Here is an 18,811-nt window from a genome sequence, read left to right on the forward strand (position 1 = left end):
AAATCTTGTGGAAAGCCTCGGCGGACTGGTAGCCGCATGAAAATGCAATACTTTCTATAGAAAGCTCAGATATGGTAAGCATATGCTGGGCTTTTGTTATGCGGAAATTCTGCAGGTATTTCACAGGACTCATCCCGGTGTACTGCTTGAACAGATCCGAGAAATAGCTCCTGTTGATGCCTACGTAATCCGACAGCTCCTCCACCTTCATTGGCATACTGTAGTGGTTCTGGATATATGATATGGCATGGTTCACATATGCGTTTCCGGATGGAGTCTCCAGCTTGTCTTTTTGTGCATTTGCGATGACAGACAGAGCGAGGTAGAGCATGCCCATGAGCCTGAAGTGGTCTGCGTGATCCGAGGTGTTGTGAGCAAGCATATCAAATACGTACTTTTTCAGTTTGTCGCCATCCTCGCAGGTGAATATAGGCTGGTTCTGGGTGAGCCCGATACTGCTCAGCGTGTCCTGGGCACATCTGCCAGAGAATCCGAACCATACATAACGCCATGGATGGTGTTCGTCCGATATATATGTGGCGGGGGTGTCAGGTTCAATGAGGAAGCCCTGACCCTTTTTCAAATGATAGTGGGCTCCCTTCACATAGAAGTCGCCCTCTCCCTCCAGCACGAAATGTATGAGGTAGAAGGTCTTGACCGCAGGACCTGCCTTATGAAGAGGCTCGGTTATTGAGTGACCGAACACGTTCAGGTAGAGGTCTGTGTCATTTTCCTGAGGGAATTCCATTACGATCTTATTTTCCATAATTTTTCCTTGATAAATATAATAGTAGATTTGGCTGCCTGGCAATGTTATCAACCATGATAAGAATAACAGAACAGTGTACCGGGTGCAACAGATAAAATAAAACAATCTAACAAATGGACATATATTTGCAACGCTATGCCATGTTCAAAATCTGTATATTGTTATAGAATTATATTCACAAAGCAAGAAGCGCAACGGCGTAGCGCAGAAAATGTGCGCAATATGGACAACAAAATAACGGACATTAAGAAAAAAATATAAAAAGATGGAGAAAGGTGGAGTTACGGACAATGAAGAAAATCGCAGAATTAAAGGAAATTATCGCAGGTGGAGAGTTTGACGAGAAGCTTGCACAGATCTATCTCGACAAGGATATGATCCCATACAACAGGGAAAGATATGTAAAAGCTCTTGATAAATTTACAGAGTTATTCGGAGATCAGGAGGTTGCTATCTACAGCGCTCCCGGAAGAAGTGAGGTGTGTGGAAACCATACAGACCATCAGAACGGACATGTACTTGCTACATCGATCAACCTTGATGCCATAGCAATTGTGGCACCTAGAGAGGACGGCGTGATCGAGCTTGTGTCAGACGATATGCCTAAGGAAGTTATCAATGTAAATGATATCGAGCAGGATCCTGCACTTGAGGGAACAACAACAGCGCTTATCAAGGGTGTTGTTGCAGGAATCAGAGACTACGGATTCAAGGTAGGCGGTTTCACAGCATTTGTGACAAGCGATGTGCTCATGGGAGCTGGAATGTCATCATCAGCAGCATTTGAGAGCCTTATAGGAACTATCCTTTCAGGCCTCTACAATGACATGAAGGTTTCATCAGTTGATGTTGCAAAGATAGGACAGTACGCAGAGAACGTATACTTCGGCAAGCCATGCGGACTTATGGATCAGATGGCATGTGCAGTCGGAGGACTTATATATATCGACTTCTTCGACAAGGCTAATCCTGTCATCAAGCAGGTCCCAGTTGACTTTGAGGCTCACCAGTACAGCCTGTGTATCGTTGACACAAAGGGTTCACATGCAGACCTCACAGACGACTACGCAGCAATCCCTGCAGAGATGAAGCAGGTTGCAAATTACTTCGGCGAGGAACTCCTCAGCAGAGTTTCAGAGGAGGATTTCATCAGCAAGGTTGGTGAGATGAGAGCCAGCGGCAAGGTGAATGACAGAGCAGTCCTTCGTGCGCTTCACTTCTACACAGAGCAGGACAGAGTTGCAGAGGGTGTTGCAGCACTTGAGAATCAGGAATTTGACCATTTCCTCGATGTTATAAAGAGAAGCGGAGATTCATCATTCAAGCTTCTTCAGAATATATACAGCGCAAAGGATCCACTCACACAGAACGTATCAATAGCACTTGGATTCTCAGAGAAGTTCATCGGCGAGGATGGTGTGTGCAGAGTACACGGCGGCGGATTTGCCGGAACCATCCAGGCATTTGTCAAGAATGCGGCTGTTGCTGAGTACAAGAAGAACATAGAGTCGATCTTCGGAGAGGGCGCATGCCACGTCCTCAAGGTAAGACCTTACGGCGGAATCAAGGTAGTTGAATAGATATTTGCGAAACATGACAGTGTATAGTGTTTGAGGCAATTTAACATACCAATCAGGGGTCGTTTCCACTTAACTCAGCCTGCAGCGCATGTAACAGCTGGCTTGCCAGCTGTTGTGGGTAATAGTCAATGCTGATTTTTTAGCATTGACTATTACCTAAGGACCGGCGGCCTCGTATTCCCCTGATTTGGTAATGTTAAATTACCTCAAACATAATACAGGTTTATGGGTTTCGCAAATATCTGTGCGAGAAAAATATAAGGATATGTAGAAAGAAGGGTTACAACCATGATAGATACAAATATCAAGCAGCTCGTTGAGTACGGAATTGCAAATGAGCTGATAGAGGAAGAGGATAGAATATATACGACCAACACCATCCTCGAGATGCTGAAGAAGGACAGCTACGAGGAGCCGGGTGAGGTGCCAGCTATAGATACACCGGAAAAACTTGAGGAGTGTCTCAAGGGTATCCTGGATTACGCAGTTGAGAACGGACTTATCGCAGAGGATTCAGTTGTTCTCAGAGACCTGTTCGATACGAAGATCATGAACGCACTGGTTCCAAAGCCAAGCCAGATCATAAAGACATTCAGAGAGAAGTATGCAAAGTCCCCAGAGGAGGCAACAGACTTCTATTATAAGCTCAGCAGAGCAACAGATTATATAAGAACATACAGAGTTGCAAGGGACATCAAGTGGGTAAAGCCTACAGAGTATGGTGATATCGACATCACCATCAACCTTTCAAAGCCTGAGAAGGATCCGAAGATGATTGCCCTTGCTAAGACCATGTCACAGTCATCATATCCAAAGTGCCAGCTGTGTATGGAGAACGAGGGATATGCGGGAAGGATCAACCATCCTGCAAGAGAGAACCACAGGATCATCCCTATAGAGGTAAATGGTAGCAAGTGGGGATTCCAGTATTCTCCATATGTATACTACAATGAGCACTGTATCGTGTTTAACGGACAGCACATCCCTATGAAGATAGAAAAGGCTACATTCCAGAAACTCTTTTCATTTGTTGGACAGTTCCCACATTACTTCCTGGGATCAAATGCAGACCTTCCTATAGTAGGTGGATCTATCCTCACACACGATCACTTCCAGGGCGGACGTTATACATTTGCCATGACAAAGGCACCTGTTGAGACAAAGATTACATTTGCAGGATATGAGGATGTTGAGGCAGGAATCGTGAAGTGGCCTATGTCAGTCATCAGACTTGACGGAGAGAATCCGGACAGAATCATAGATCTTGCTGACAAGATCCTCGGTGCATGGAGAGGTTACACAGATGAGGATGCGTACATATTCGCTGAGACAGACGGCGAGCCACACAACACCATCACTCCTATCGCAAGGATGAGAGATGGCAAGTACGAGATGGACTTAGTTCTTCGTAACAACATCACCACAGAGGAGCATCCACTTGGTCTCTATCATCCATGGGAGCAGTACCACAACATCAAGAAGGAGAACATCGGACTCATCGAGGTAATGGGACTTGCGGTACTTCCTGCAAGACTCAAGGGCGAGATGGAAGAGCTGGCAGAGGTTCTTGTGGCAGGTGGAGACATCAAGGCTCATGAGAATATCGCAAAGCATTACGACTGGGTACAGACTTTCATTGGAAAGTACGACATAAATGCAGACAACGTACACAAGATCCTTCAGGATGAGATCGGCGATGTATTCGCAAAGATCCTTGAGTGTGCAGGCGTTTACAAGAGAGATGAGGCCGGAAAGGCTGCATTCCTCAAGTTCGTAGATTATGTGAATGCACAGTAATATAGTGTGCACTAAAAATGCAATAATATATGTGTATCTGTGACAGACGTATTCCATAACTAATATTTATTAATGCCACATTTTATTGTGCATAACAGGATGTAGTGGTATAGTGTTGGAGAAAACGTCATTGCAAAATAAAAATGTTTATAAACTGGTGATCGACATTTGCGCAAGACATGAACAGTGCCCCCAAAAAGCACAGGTGTCCGGCAGATGGTTATGAATCACAGTATCATAAAGGAGGAAAACATTATGAAGATTTTAGTAACAGGCGGAGCAGGTTATATAGGAAGTCATACATGTGTTGAGCTGCTTAATGCAGGCTACGAGGTAGTAATTCTCGACAACCTTTACAATGCCAGCGAGAAGGCAGTCGACAGAATCAAGGAGATAACAGGAAAGGATCTCACATTCTACAAGGCAGATATCCTTGACAAGGAAGCTATGGACAAGATATTTGCAGATGAGAAGCCTGACTGTGTAATACATTTTGCAGGACTCAAGGCAGTTGGTGAATCAGTTGTAAAGCCACTTGAGTACTATCAGAACAACATCACAGGAACTCTTAATCTGTGCGAGGTTATGAGAAAGAACGGATGCAAGAACATCATCTTCTCATCATCAGCTACAGTATACGGCAATCCTGCATTTATCCCTATCACGGAGGAGTGCCCAAAGGGAACACCTACGAACCCATATGGCTGGACAAAGTGGATGATCGAGCAGATCCTCACAGACCTCCACACAGCAGATCCAGAGTGGAATGTAATTCTTCTCCGTTACTTCAACCCAATCGGAGCTCATAAGAGCGGACTTATCGGAGAGGATCCAAAGGGTATTCCTAACAACCTTCTTCCATATGTTGCACAGGTTGCAATCGGAAAGCTTCAGAGCGTTGGAGTATTTGGCAATGATTACGACACACCGGATGGAACAGGTGTGAGAGATTACATCCATGTAGTAGACCTTGCAGTTGGACATGTAAAGGCTATCAACAAGATCAAGGAGAATCCTGGAGTTAAGGTATACAACCTTGGAACAGGAAATGGCTACAGTGTCCTTGATGTTATCAAGGCGTTCAGCAAGGCCTGTGGACATGACGTTCCATATGTGATCAAGAAGAGACGTCCTGGAGATATTGCAACATGCTACTCAGACGCTTCACTTGCCAAGAAGGAGCTTGGCTGGGAGGCTCAGTACGGAATCGACGAGATGTGTGCTGATTCATGGAAGTGGCAGTCGATGAATCCAAATGGATATAATGACTAATTCCAAAATATAAATAACATAAAGCAGCAGAGCACCGACAAATACTATATATAATCAGATGTAGATTTGCCGGTGCTCTTTTCTGTGTATTGACTTTTTAAAAGAGACGTTGTATAAGTAAGTAAACTACGCTTTCTGCGGTCTTTGTTAATTATGCCCTTTTTTAGGGCTTTATCAGATGGAAATGGGTGTTTGACATATGAGACTAGAAATACTGCTTTCGTGTATGAACCTTCAGGATGAGGATATCATAACGAAATCCCATATAGAGTCCGACACGATCATAGTCAACCAGTGTGGATATGATGGGTACAATGAATATGACAGGAACGGACATAAGACAAGAATTTTTTCGGTGAATGACAAGGGTCTTACCAAGAGCAGGAACTATGCTATAAAGCATTCCGAGGCGGATGTGTGTCTGCTGTGTGATGACGATGAGGTGTTCAGCAGGAATTACGAAGAAGGGATACTGACTGCGTACAGAGATCTGCCAGAGGCGGATGTCATCATATTCAACATAGGCAACAGACCTGCCCATTGGGGCGACATGCCTAAGAAGCTTGGATATCTGGATCTCATGCATGTGGCATCCTGGCAGATATCATTCAAGAGAGAGAGCATAGTCAATAATAATGTATATTTTGATGAGCACATGGGTGCGGGCTCGGGCAACGGAGCTGAAGAGGAATTCAGATTCCTCACGGATTGCAGGAAGAACGGACTTGCAATATATTATGTACCATTTGTCATAGCGGATGTTGCGCAGACAAAGTCAACATGGTTTAAGGGGTATAACGAAGAATTTTTCATAAACAGAGGTAATACGACAAGATACATCATGGGTTATGTACCGGCGGTATTGTACGCAGCGTATTACAGCATAAGGAAGAGACATCAGTTTGACAGTGATATATCATGGTTTAAGGCCTTCAGACTTATTATGAAGGGAATACATGAGAACAGGTTAGGGAAGAAGAAATGAGTGAAAAAATATTAAGTGTGATAATTCCGTCTTACAACAGCAAGCCATATCTTGACAAATGTCTTGGATCACTTGTTGTTCCGGAGCTTATGGACAAAATAGACGTGATAGTGGTAAACGATGGCTCGACAGACGGCAGTGAGAGTATATGTGAGGAGTACATTGAGAAGTATCCTGACAGCTATTCACTTATTAATAAGGAGAACGGAGGACATGGCTCAGCGATAAATGCCGGAGCTGAGAAGGCCAGGGGCAGATACATGAAGGTGCTTGACGCCGACGACTGGTTTCTCACAGAGAGTATTCCTGAGTTTATAGGAAAGCTCGAGAATGCCAGTGCGGATGTTGTTCTGACATGTCACCACACCATCAATATAACAACAGGGGAGATAAAGAACTGGAGATGTTTCCCTGATGAATTCGACAGAGAATATACTATGGAAGAGGTCATGTCAGACTGGAAAAAATTTGACAGAAGCCTCACATTCCATGGAATAACATATAGAACACAGTTTTACCGTGAGAATGGAGTCAGACTTGCAGAAAAAGTATTCTACGAGGATCACGAATATGCGACATATCCATGCTGCTTGGCAAAAACCATACTGCCACTCGATATGTTCGTGTACGAGTACAGGATCGGGGATGTGTCCCAGAGCGTATCCGCGCAGAATCAGTTCAAGAGAATCGACCATACCAAGATGGTCATAGTAAAGATGCTCAAGAACAGAGATGACATCTCGGAGCAGTGGGCTCTTGAATACTGCGACAAGAAGATACATCTTCTTCTGCTGAGCTTCATGGTAACTTCCATGCTATGCGATTCCGACAGAAAGAGAGGTGTTGCACGGGTAGATCAGCTTATGAGTTATATAGTCAAGAGAGACAGACACGTCGTTGATATGACATTGAAGCATTATAAGATACTTAAGCTTCTGAATGCTGCGCATGTGGGTCTGGAAGGCTACAACAAAATGCTTAATTCAAAGCTTTACAACAAGGTAAGGCACAATAAGAGTTTTGAATAGATTTACTATGGAGGATTAACGAAAAATGAAAGTAAAAAGCGGAAGCTTTTTAGAAGTTTTTAATTATAAAGATCTTTTAAATCAGCTTGTTTCAAGAGATATAAAGTTAAAGTATAGAAGAAGTTTTCTTGGATATGTGTGGAGTATCCTGAACCCATTGCTCATCATGATCGTAATGGTTATCGTATTCTCCAAGATGTTCAACAGATCGATACCACACTTCCCTGTGTACCTTTTTGCAGGACGTATACTGTACGAATTTGTAATAGGTGCATGTGGTAAGGCACTTGGAAGTATAACAGATAATTCGTCACTGCTTAAGAAAACGTATGTGTCAAAGTTTATGTTCCCGCTGGCAAAGATCACAAGCTCACTTGTTGACTGCCTGTTTTCACTGGGAGCGTTTCTTATCGTTATCATATTCACACGTTCACCATTTTACTGGACGATGCTGTTGTTCCCATTCATATTCCTTCAGGCCTATATATTTGCCTGCGGATTGGGCTTTTTTCTTGCACAGCTCCATGTATTCTTCAGAGATACAAGATATATATGGAATGCGGTCACCACAGCGTGGATGTACTGTTCAGCGATATTCTATCCTATAGATATGCTGCCAGACTGGTTGAAGTTACTTGTGAATTACTTCAACCCACTGTATGTATATATCAAGCAGTTTAGATGCATAGCGCATCAGGGAGTGATGCCTGATCTCACTACTATCGGTCTCGGATTCCTCTATGCATTCTTTTTCTTTGGACTGGGAGTGCTGTGTTTCAAGAAGAATCAGGACAAGTTCATTCTGTATATTTAGGAGGTGTGGCAGTTGGCTAACGTAGAAGAGAAAAAGAACGAACTTGATGATAAGAAGATTTTCACCTCAAATGCACAGCGTACAACAACTGTGGCAAAGGGTGAGACCATTATAGAGCTCAAGGATGTGACCATAAGATTCAACAAGAACAATCTGAAGGTGGACAATCTGAAAGAGTATTTTATAAGACTTGTGACAAAACAGTTGATGTTCCAGGAGTTCATAGCGTTAAAGGACATCAATCTTGATATAAAGAAGGGCGAGGCGTGGGGCTTCCTTGGAACCAATGGTGCCGGAAAATCCACCCTGCTCAAGGTAGTCAGCAGAATATTGAAGCCTGCCAGCGGTACTGTTAAGGTATCGGGAACTGTGGCAGCCCTCATAGAGCTTGGAGCCGGAATCGATCCACAGCTCACGGCCCGTGAGAATATATTTCTCAACGGAACTCTGCTGGGATATTCAAAGGCATTTATAGAGTCAAAGTTTGACGATATAGTTGAGTTTTCAGAGTTGCAGGATTTCCTTGACTCTCCGGTCAAGAACTTTTCTTCAGGTATGAAGACCAGACTTGCATTTTCCATAGCGACGGCGGTTGAGCCGGATATTCTCATTGCGGATGAGATACTTGCTGTAGGTGATATGCGATTCAAGAAGAAGTGTGCGGCCAAGATGACTGCCATGCTGGAGGATGGAACGACCCTGCTGTATGTATCCCACAACATAGCTGCTGTCAAGAAGCAGTGTAACAAGGCTATGTGGCTGGATCATGGAAATGTAGTTATGGTGGGAGATGCCGATACGGTATGCGATGCATTCAAGGCCGAGATGGATGCACCTGCACCGGCAAAGGCCCAGAGCAAGGACAAGAAATAACAAGAAATCAGGCAAGATGTTTGATATACAACACAGGAGGATTGGATAATGTTACAGAATGTGAAGTTGCAGAATGTGATGCTGCAGATGAATCTGGATGTGAACTTGATAGAGTATCCTGAATTCAGCGCCATTGGAAAGGGAGAGGAATCACCATTTATATACGACTCAGAGAAGAAATGTCATGTTGTTGAGAAGCTCACAAAGGTTAATTTCATGAGCTATTACAACTGCATTCAGGTAAAACGCTGGTCAGAGTATACAGGGGTAAAGAACTTCAAGCTCCACCTCACAATGAAGGGAAAAGCTACAATATCCGTATATGCAATATATTCAGCATCCGTTGCGGTTACCTACAATCCACTTGTATCACAGGTAGTTGAGAGTGATGAGGTTTCAGAGGTGGTTGTGAACATACCAGAGACAGATAAGGCTCTTGTAGGTTTCTATATGGATACCCTGGAAGATACAGAGATATACAGCGGATACTATTCTGCTGACATCGAGGAGGACAGAATAAGAGATGTAAATATCTCTCTTGTCACAACAACATTCAAGAAGCAGGAATATATCAAGCGTAATATAGACCTCATCAAGTCAAATGTACTCTATGATGGAAGCGACCTCAAGGGACACATGTTCGTACACGTCATTGACAATGACAGAGAACTCGATCCATCAGAGCTCGACAGTGAGGATCTCAAGGTTTATATGAATAACAACGTAGGTGGAGCCGGCGGTTTCACCCGTGGAATGATAGAGGCACTGGAGCTTCCAAAGAAGCCTACACATGTACTCCTCATGGATGATGACGTTATGGTCATGCCAGAGAGTTTGTTCAGAACATATTATCTGCTCAGACTCCTCAAAGACGAGTACAAGAAGTGCTTCCTGAGTGGAGCCATGTTCGATTACGACATACGCCAGAAGCAGTATGAGGACGTGGGATTTGTCCACAAGGCAGACGGATCATACGGTCCGGTCAAGTCAGCTATGGATATGAGGCTTCTCAAGAACATAGTTGCAAATGAGAACTACAGTTTCAATGTCGATGATGCATATGCAGGCTGGTGGTACTGCTGTATACCTGTGGAGCACATTGAGGACAGAGGCTTACCACTTCCGGTATTTGTCAGAGGTGACGATGTAGAGTTCTCACTGAGAAATAAGCCGGGATTTATAGCACTTAATGGTATCTGTATATGGCATGTGGGATTTGCAGGCAAATTCAACGCCGCCATGGAGCTTTATCAGGTTCACAGAAACAGTTTTGTTATCCAGGCGGCAAGCGGAATATGCCAGGATGTGGATTTCCTTGCGAGAGTAAAGGGAATGTTCTGGAAGGATATAACCAGATTTGCATACAACAATGCTGAGCTGCTCATAGATTCCATTGAGGATTACCTCAAGGGACCAGAGTATATCATGCATCTTGACGGAGAGCAGAGCCTCAAGGAGCACAATGCTAAGAACGAGAAGCTTGTGCCGCTGGCAGAGCTTGGCTATGCAGGGGATCTTCCTACAGATCCATACAAGTATGAGAGTCTTAATCTGTTCCGCAAGGCAATGTATGTGCTCACGATAAACGGACATCTTCTTCCAAACTTCATGCTCAGAAGAACACCGTATATCATCGCGTACGACTGGTTCTTTGTTCCGGGAAAGAATTACATGAAGAAGACTCTCGTTGCCGTGAACAAGAACGGTGGAACAGGAGTCAGAAGAACAATCAACAGAAAGCGTTGTTTTGCGCTTATAAAGAGATATAGAAAAGTATTGGCTAAATACAAGAAGACACATGTGGAAGTTGAGCAGGCTTACAGAAATGCATTTGACGAGATGAAGACAACTAAGTTCTGGAAGGAATATCTGCATATATAAAGTGATATGGAAGGAGTATCTTTAGGGTATGGCTACTATTAAAGGTATAAAAAACCGTTTGGCGGCTGCGGGAAGAGCACTGGGGGGAGATTACACCTCAGAGAAGAACGGTTCGAAGCCAAAGGATAAGCTCAAGGCGTCCCAGCGAGTAAATGCGGCGCAGAGGGCGATGAGCGGTGATTACGCTCTCAGAGACGGCAAAAAGCCTGTTGTAAAGGTCGAGCCTGCTGAGATCAGGATGAATAAGGTATTCACCACGAAGGAAAAAGCAGAGCCTGAGATCAAAGTGTTTGAGAAGCAGGAGAGTGCCAGACAGAGAGAAGAAGAGCGAGTAGAGTGGAGAAAGAAAGCGGTGAGACGCGACAGCGACAAGACAGTCGGATGCATACATCCTGATTACTGCTGTGGCTGCGGCGCGTGCTACAGTGTATGTCCGGTAAATGCTATAAGCATGAAGTATGATTCAGAGGGATTTCTTGCTCCTGTAGTGGATCGCAGCAAATGTACAAACTGCGGTCTGTGCAGAAAGATCTGTCCATCTATAAATCTTGAGTATAAGAACACTGTCGAGCCTGCATGCTATGCGGCATATGCAGACGATGAGATAAGGGCAAAGAGTTCGTCAGGTGGAATATTCACACTGCTGGCTGAGTATGCATTTGAGCAGGGTGGAGCTGTATGCGGAGCAGGATACACAGACGATTTCAAGGTTGAACACTTTATCATAGAGAGCCCGGATGATCTGGACAAGCTCAGAAAATCCAAGTATGTTCAGGCTGATGCATCGAAGGTGTATGCGGACGTTAAGAAGATACTCAAGGAAGGCAGAGTGGTAGTATTCTGCGGATGCGGATGTCAGGTCGCAGGACTTTACGCAACACTCAAGAATGTGGATATATCAAATCTCTACACAATAGATCTGATGTGCCACGGCGGCCCATCGCCAAAGCTGTTCGATGATTATCTGAACAAATACCACGACAAGGATCAGGGCAAGGTTGCTGATGTTGGATTCAGAGACAAGGACTACTTCGGCTGGTCTACAGAGATGACTGTAAAGTACACTGACGGAACAGTTTATCACAGAACAAGGACACAGGATCCATATTACAGAGCATTCCTTCCTTGTATATCGACGAGAAAGTTCTGTGGACACTGCGCATATGCGAAGCTTCCGAGAACAGGTGATATAACACTTGCAGATTTCTGGGGAATTCAGAAGTACAACAGAGATTACACTGACGGCAAGGGAACATCCATTGTGTCAGTCAACAGTCCACAGGGTGAAAAGATATATGCTGCCATAGCAGACAAGCTGCTCCTGAACAAGGAGATACCTCGTGATGATGTACTCAAGACAGGACAGCCATTTGACCACTGCTTCAAGAATCATCCTGCCAGACAGAGATATTTTGAGCAGATAAAGAATGGCTCATCCATGGAGAAGGCATACGATTATGCCATCAAGGACAAGTACGATGTAGGTATATATGGCGTGTGGTTCGGTGCGAACTACGGAAGTGTTGCTACCTATTACGCACTTCACGAGATCATCAGATCATTTGGTCTGTCAGTGCTCATGATAGACATGCCTGCAGCCAAGACCGGAGCCGGCAAGCCTGACACCCATGCGAGAAGATTTGCAAAGGCACATTACCATGAGAGCAAGAGATACACACTGAAGGATATGAGAGAGCTCAATTCCAAGGTCGATACATTCATCATGGGATCAGATCAGGTGTGGAACAGAGGTATAAGCAGAGGCTTCGGCTTCTCATTCTATTTCGATTTTGTTGAGCCGGATAAGAAGAAGATCGCATTCTCTGCATCATTTGGACATGACAGGGATTTCTGTAATGTACAGGACAGGGAGACGATATCTGAATACATGAGACAGTTTGATGGAATATCCATCAGAGAGACCAGTGGAGTTGAGATCTGTAAGGATGTGTATGGAATAGATGCGGTGAGAGTTCTCGATCCTGTATTTGTTGCAGACAGAAAGGTATTCGATTCACTGGCAGACAAGGCAAAGAAGAAGCACGATGGCAAATATATGCTTGCATATATACTTGATCCAACTCCGGAGAAGAGAGCCGCAGTGGTTGAGGTTTCAGAGAAGCTCGGCCTTGAGGTAGTTGTTCTTCTGGACGGACGTCCAAAGGACCCGGTGAAGAACCGTCAGATCATGGATATGGACGACAAGATCGTCGACGACATAACAGTCGAGGACTGGCTGAACTATTTCAGAAATGCAGATTTCGTTCTCACTGATTCATGCCACGGAATAAGCTTCTCACTTGTATTTGAGACAAACTTTATCGGACTTGCAAACAGTGCAAGAGGAATGACAAGATTTGAATCCCTCGTGGATGTATTCCAGGTGAGAGATCATTACGTTCAGGATGCGGCAGACATTCTTGGAAATGATGAGCTGTTGAAGCCTGTGGATTACGACAATGTTAATAAGATACTTATGTCAGAGAGGGAGAGATCCCTTGCATGGCTTAAGGAAGTATTGTTCAGACCTAAGGAGTTTGAGGGTTATAGAGCATATCCAATTATAGATAAGAGATTGGCGGAAGATAAGGAGGATTAAGTAACATGGCAAAGTATGATTACCTCATAGTAGGAGCCGGATTATTCGGCGCAGTATTTGCATACGAGGCAGGCAAGAGAGGCAAGAGCTGTCTGGTTATAGACAAGCGTCCACATATTGCCGGCAACATTTACACAGAGCAGGTGGAGGGTATAAATGTTCACAAGTATGGCGCACATATATTCCACACATCTGACAAGAAGATCTGGGAGTATGTAAACCAGTTTGCAGAGTTCAACAACTACATTAACTCACCTGTAGCTTCATACAAGGATGAGCTGTACAACCTTCCATTCAACATGAACACATTCAGCAAGATGTGGGGAATCAAGAAGCCTTCAGAGGCAAAGGCAATCATCGAGAAGCAGATCGCAGATCTGAACATTGGAGAGCCAAAGAACCTTGAGGAGCAGGCACTCAAGCTTGCCGGTACAGATGTGTATGAGAAGCTTGTCAAGGGATACACAGAGAAGCAGTGGGGAAGACCATGTACAGAGCTTCCTGCATTCATTATCAAGAGACTGCCTCTGAGATTCATATACGACAACAACTACTTCAATGACCGTTTCCAGGGAATCCCAATGGGCGGATACACACAGATCATTGAGAAGATGCTTGAGGGCGCTGAGGTCAAGACTGACACAGATTACTTCGATTTTATCAAGGAGAATCCTGACATCGCAGACAAGACTGTATACACAGGTATGATCGATGAGTTCTTCGGATTCCAGTACGGACCACTTGAGTACCGTTCAGTAAGATTCGAGACAGAGGTACTCGATGAGGAAAACTACCAGGGAAATGCTGTTGTGAACTACACACACAGAGATGTTCCATACACAAGAATAATCGAGCACAAGCACTTTGAGTTTGGAAAGCAGCCAAAGACAGTTATCAGCCGTGAGTATTCAGCAGAGTGGAAGCCGGGCGTAGAGCCATACTACCCTGTAAACAACGACAAGAACAATGCGCTTTACGAGAAGTACAGGGAGCTTGCAGAGACACGCAAGGATGTAATATTCGGCGGAAGACTTGGACAGTACAAGTATTATGATATGGACAAGGTAATCGCAGCAGCACTTGAGTGTGTTGAGGCAGAGTTCTAATCGTAAGATAGAGCATATTATAAAGCCATACAAAGGGACGCATACCGGAATACAGATTTTCCGTATATGCGTCCTTTTTGCGTGCCGGAAGCATGGGTGATACGGCAAAATAAAAAAGATATACACTTTCGACAGAACGTGATAGAATTATACTAATTATGGGCATGTTATTTGGTGGATACGGTGCCCAGGGGGTAAAAATTAAAAGGGTAAAGGGTGTATATGTTATGACAAGGAAGAGGATTGCGGTACTGACAGCCCAGGCTGATGAGTACACCCAGGGTAGATTCCTCTCGGGGTTTTTTGAGAAGGCATTTCAGCTTGATTATGATGTGTGCGTGTTCTCAATGTATCTGAAGTATCAGGATACAGCTAGCAGAGAAGTGGGAGACGCCAACATATTCAACCTGATAGAATTTGACAAATATGATGCGGTGGTCATATGTACTGACAGGATCAGGACGCCGGGAACAGAGGAGGGACTCCGGTGGCGTGTGGAGCATGAGTTTGATGGCCCGGTACTGATAGTCGGCGACGAGATAGAAGGATATAAATCCATAAATATTGATCACAGAAAGAATATATGCGGGCTTACGGATCATCTCATAGAAGAGCACGGATACCGTGATATAGTGCTGCTTGATGGCTGGGAGAATACTACCAATTCCGAGCTGAAGAAGCAGGGATTCTTTGACAGCATGAAGAGTCATGGTATCGATGTGGATGAATCGTCGGTTTACTATGGCAATAACTGGTTTGACTCAGGACGCCGGACCGCAATGGAGATAACAGAGAACAGAGACAGACTTCCACAGGCTGTGGTGTGTGCCAGTGATCACATGGCACTGGGGCTGGCGGCTGAGCTGGAACAGAGAGGCGTGAGGGTCCCTGAGGATATAGCGATAACGGGATATGACGCTGCGGAGACGAACGATGACAGAGTCATACCGCTGACATCGGTTGATATACCTGCAAAGGTTGACGGCGAGTACGCCGCAAAATGGATAGACGCAGAGATAAACGGAAGATCTCTGGAGAACTATAGGAGCAGTGCGTCTATACACTGGGGAAAAAGCTGTGGATGTGAGCAGTGTACGGAGAAGCCGGGAAAGAGAGACGTGACGGCATGGGATATGAACGCTCAGCCGGGAAGCTATGGTTCATACTATAACCATATGATGGAGGATCTGTTATCCCAGAGAGATTACAGGGAATTCTACAATACCATATTCCAGTATGCCCACACGGATGGCAACATGAGCAGTTTCAGTCTCTGCCTGAATGAATATTGGAAGTTTCCTGAGGTCATGATGGGGTCAAATGCACTGAGAGTCGGATACACGAAGAATATATACAGGGTCATCAGAAGCTGCGGTGATGGAGACGGTGCGATAGATTTCGATGACTGTTTTGACGTGTCCAGACTGATACCTGAGCTGGATGCAGACAGGGACAGACCTGAGGCTTACATATTCACTCCACTCAATTTCGACGACAGATGTTTTGGATATGCGGTTGTGAGCTATGGAAGCGAGTGCAGGGCGTACGATATTTCATATAGCACATGGATCAAGCAGATCATGCAGGGCATGGAGGCGTTCTACAGACAGGCGAGTCTTCAGAAGCTTCTGGACAAGGTCAATGCATCGCAGATCCGTGATGATCTGACCGGAGTGTACAATTATAACGGATTTATGGCGAGGTGCAGGGATATGTGTAACGATGCCGTTGCACATGGCAGGAGCATTGAGCTGCTGGCTATAGATATAAAGGGACTGGGACAGATAAATGCAAGTCTCGGCAGAAAGGTCGGGGACGAGGCCATACAGGCACTTGCCAGAATGATCTCGGCATCCCTTGAGAAATCCGACGTATGTATGAGAATGTGTAACGATGAGTTCATCGTGGCATATCAGGTGATGGGAGATGCGGAGGATCACGCAGACGCCATAGTTAAGAGTGTGGAGAGCCGTACCAGGGAGTTTAACAGGAAAAATGGCGACAATTTTGTCATGGAGATATGCTATGCGGTGGACAGACAGATGGTTGCGAATGCGGAGGCTCTGGACAACTATGTGAACGCACTCATAAGCAACAAGAACAATGCCAAGATGAAGGCGTACATTGAGAGCACGAGAAATGCAGAGCTGTCACAGGAGGATATAGAGAAGGACAAGCTTGCCACGGAGATTCTTGACAGGAATCTGCTCACATATCATTTCCAGCCTATAGTTAATGCCCGCACAGGTCAGATTTATGCCTATGAGGTGCTCATGAGATCGGCAGGAGAGCAGTACATGTCTCCTCTCGACATAATACAGAGTGCTGAGAGACTTGGACGTTTGAGCGATGTGGAGAGAGCCACATTTATCAATGTGTTGAGACTCGTTGAGGACAAGCGAGAGGAACTTGAGGGCAGAAAGATATTCTTTAACAGTATACCGGGCTGCAGGCTGTCGGAGGAGGACACCGCTGTTATAGAGAGCAAACTCAGGGAATTTGGTGGACAGGTGGTCGTGGAATTCACCGAGGAGGCTGAGATGAGCGACCAGCTACTGGATCAGATAAAGGACAAGTACGGCAGGATGAACATAGAGACTGCCATAGATGACTATGGCTCAGGTTATTCAAATGTCAACAATCTTCTCAGATATATGCCGCGTTACGTGAAGATAGACAGGATGCTCATGACAAATATACATGAGGATCCGCAGAAGCAGCATTTTGTTAAGGATATTATAGAATTTGCGCATGACAATGATATCGTCACTCTGGCGGAGGGCGTTGAGCTGGATGTTGAACTCAAGGAGGTCATCAGACTTGGCGCAGATCTCATTCAGGGTTACTACACGGCGAAGCCTTCACCGGAGGCGATTGCCGAGATAGATAAGAGGATCATAAACGAGATAGTCCAGTACAATCAGAACGAGATCACAAAGTATGGCAAGAAGACCTATGTCATAACCGATGAAGACGAGATATCGATGGTTCAGCTTGCATTTAACAAATATACGGCGCTTGATTTCAAGAAGATAGATGACCAGTACAGGTACGTCAACATGACAGGTACACCGGGCTTCAAGTCCAACATGCTGATAACCATAGGAGACGGCTTCAGAGGCGAGCTCAGGGTGGACAGCATAAGCCTTGGAGGAGAGAAGGGCATACCTTGTATAAAGATAGAAGACAACTGCGATGTCAGGATAGTCCTCACCGGGGACAATGAGCTGCGCACAGGCGGTATACAGGTAGCCGAGTCGTCAAAGCTCGAGCTTGCCGGAGATGGAGATCTGAGGATCACACTTGCGGGTGGCAGATACTTTGGAATAGGAAACGATTTTGCATCGAGACACGGAGATCTGTATTTCAATCAGGATGGAACGCTGTCCATAACGGCCACCGGAATGAGGGGCATTGGAATAGGATCCGGCCTTGGCGGTAATATATATATTGGACACGGACGATACGAGATAGATCAGAGAGGTCAGGAGGGTGTGATGATAGGCTGTATGGACAGCGACTGCACTCTTCACATAGAGAACTGTGACATGGAGATATACAATGGAATCGCCAGAAGTGTATCCATAGGCTCATATAACGGAAGCGCGGATATAGCTATTGACAATATATCCGGCAAGATATCCGGGGCATCCATCTCGACAGCAGTCATAGGAACCATGAATGGAAAGTCCTGCAGGGTTGCCATGAAGAATATCAATATTACCATGAACATCAGGGCAAATGAATGTTATGGTATAGGCTGCCGTGAGGGCGATACGGACGTCAGCATACAGTACGCTTACGTCAAGGTGGTGGCACAGGGCAAGGATGCCTACGCCATGGGTAACAGCACCCACACCGCCAGACTGGAATTTTCCAACTCGGATATCAACACACAGGTGATCAACAGTGTGGGAACTGATATAGGTGCAGAGGAGAAAAATATCGTGATCGGTAACGGCAGAGTGAGCTTCATGGTGAACGGAATATCAAAGAACAGGGAAGTGCAGATGGCCGATCTGTAGGCGCCTATTCCGAAGCGTACAGTTAATCATTATTAATATTGTGTTGTTGACTGTTGTGAAGTATAATACAGCCGATTGACAT

The 18,811-nt window shown here is 45.0% G+C and carries 12 protein-coding genes; 11 read left to right on the forward strand and 1 reads right to left on the reverse strand.

Annotation, left to right across the window (positions count from 1 at the left end; all coding sequences use genetic code 11):
- On the reverse strand, positions 1–766 hold a 766-nt coding region (locus OCV54_RS10935; RefSeq protein WP_055223982.1), incomplete at its 3' end, for an AraC family transcriptional regulator.
- Positions 767–1,059: 293 nt separating this feature from the next.
- On the opposite strand from OCV54_RS10935, the gene OCV54_RS10940 reads away from it, so the two are divergent.
- The 11 genes from OCV54_RS10940 to OCV54_RS10990 all read left to right on the forward strand — a co-directional run bounded on the left by OCV54_RS10940 (position 1,060) and on the right by OCV54_RS10990 (position 18,729).
- Positions 1,060–2,349, forward strand: a complete 1,290-nt coding sequence (locus OCV54_RS10940; protein WP_015534589.1) for a galactokinase — start codon at positions 1,060–1,062, stop codon at positions 2,347–2,349.
- Between the two features lie 288 nt (positions 2,350–2,637).
- On the forward strand, positions 2,638–4,146 hold the full coding sequence (gene galT / locus OCV54_RS10945) for a UDP-glucose--hexose-1-phosphate uridylyltransferase (RefSeq protein ID WP_055223984.1): 1,509 nt from the start codon (positions 2,638–2,640) through the stop codon (positions 4,144–4,146).
- 255 nt (positions 4,147–4,401) lie between these two features.
- On the forward strand, positions 4,402–5,418 hold the full coding sequence (galE, locus tag OCV54_RS10950; RefSeq protein ID WP_055223985.1) for a UDP-glucose 4-epimerase GalE: 1,017 nt from the start codon (positions 4,402–4,404) through the stop codon (positions 5,416–5,418).
- Positions 5,419–5,617: 199 nt separating this feature from the next.
- On the forward strand, positions 5,618–6,403 hold the full coding sequence (locus tag OCV54_RS10955) for a glycosyltransferase family A protein (protein ID WP_238051026.1): 786 nt from the start codon (positions 5,618–5,620) through the stop codon (positions 6,401–6,403).
- Positions 6,400–7,431: a glycosyltransferase family 2 protein gene (locus OCV54_RS10960; RefSeq protein WP_055223987.1), complete on the forward strand. Its 1,032-nt coding sequence runs from the start codon at positions 6,400–6,402 to the stop codon at positions 7,429–7,431. Before OCV54_RS10955 ends, OCV54_RS10960 begins: the two co-directional genes overlap by 4 nt.
- A gap of 25 nt (positions 7,432–7,456) precedes the next feature.
- Positions 7,457–8,245 (forward strand): ABC transporter permease, encoded by a 789-nt coding sequence (locus OCV54_RS10965; protein WP_015534593.1) that lies wholly within the window; start codon positions 7,457–7,459, stop codon positions 8,243–8,245.
- 12 nt (positions 8,246–8,257) lie between these two features.
- The gene (locus tag OCV54_RS10970; protein WP_022217009.1) at positions 8,258–9,118 is read left to right on the forward strand and encodes an ABC transporter ATP-binding protein; all 861 of its coding nucleotides are present in this window, start codon (positions 8,258–8,260) and stop codon (positions 9,116–9,118) included.
- A gap of 48 nt (positions 9,119–9,166) precedes the next feature.
- Positions 9,167–10,999 (forward strand): glycosyltransferase family 2 protein, encoded by a 1,833-nt coding sequence (locus tag OCV54_RS10975; RefSeq protein WP_015534594.1) that lies wholly within the window; start codon positions 9,167–9,169, stop codon positions 10,997–10,999.
- A 28-nt stretch (positions 11,000–11,027) separates the two neighbouring features.
- Positions 11,028–13,598 carry a polysaccharide pyruvyl transferase family protein gene (locus OCV54_RS10980; protein WP_055223988.1) on the forward strand — a complete coding sequence of 857 codons (2,571 nt, stop codon included), beginning with the start codon at positions 11,028–11,030 and terminating at the stop codon, positions 13,596–13,598.
- Between the two features lie 5 nt (positions 13,599–13,603).
- On the forward strand, positions 13,604–14,704 hold the full coding sequence (glf, locus tag OCV54_RS10985; protein ID WP_055223990.1) for a UDP-galactopyranose mutase: 1,101 nt from the start codon (positions 13,604–13,606) through the stop codon (positions 14,702–14,704).
- Between the two features lie 158 nt (positions 14,705–14,862).
- The gene (locus tag OCV54_RS10990; RefSeq protein ID WP_055223992.1) at positions 14,863–18,729 is read left to right on the forward strand and encodes an EAL domain-containing protein; all 3,867 of its coding nucleotides are present in this window, start codon (positions 14,863–14,865) and stop codon (positions 18,727–18,729) included.
- Positions 18,730–18,811 lie beyond the last annotated feature (82 nt).

This window comes from Coprococcus aceti (assembly GCF_025567285.1).
Classification (GTDB): Bacteria; Bacillota; Clostridia; order Lachnospirales; family Lachnospiraceae; genus Coprococcus; species Coprococcus aceti.